The 611-nt window shown below is 60.6% G+C and carries 1 protein-coding gene; it reads left to right on the forward strand.

Annotated features, from left to right (window positions below; all coding sequences use genetic code 11):
• Positions 1 to 42 precede the first annotated feature (42 nt).
• Positions 43 to 611 (forward strand): transposase (locus ACLKMW_RS26505; RefSeq protein ID WP_458575180.1); only part of this gene is annotated, 569 nt, incomplete at its 3' end.

The raw sequence follows: 611 nt of genomic DNA on the forward strand, positions 1-611 counted from the left end.
GAAAGATAAGGGCGCCCAACTTTCTCGATGGAGATCATTGCCATGCAGACTGCCAGGAAGACCGCCACGCATACGCTTTCGCCCGTTGAGTGCGGAGCGATTTTCGTTTCTCTGGAGCTCAGCCGCTCGATCTGGCTGGTGACCACCCTTGCGACGCCCATGGGTTCCAAGATGTCGAGACACCAGGTGCGGGGCGGAGATATGCCGAGGTTGCTGGAGCGGTTCTCGGATCTGCAACGCAATGTCCAGCGCCGGACCGGCCAGACTGTTCCAGTGATCGTGATCCAGGAAGCCGGATTGGACGGGTTCTGGATTCACCGCGCCTTGGTGACGGAAGGGATCGAGAGCCATGTTGTTGACCCAGCCTCGATCGCGGTTTCGCGCCGGCATCGCCGCGCCAAGACCGACCGGATCGACGGAGAGGCGCTTGTGCGCACGCTCATGGCGTGGAAAAGGGACGAACCGCGGGTCTGTTCGATGGTTTGCGTACCGACAACGGAAGAGGAAGATCGCCGGCGTGTCTGCCGGGAACTGAAGACTCTCATCGGAGAGCGCATCCGTCATGTGAACCGGTTGAAGGGCTTGTTCTTCGCGCAAGGGATCGACGGGTA

This window comes from Borborobacter xinjiangensis (assembly GCF_047739745.1).
GTDB lineage: Bacteria > Pseudomonadota > Alphaproteobacteria > Rhizobiales > Rhizobiaceae > Pseudaminobacter.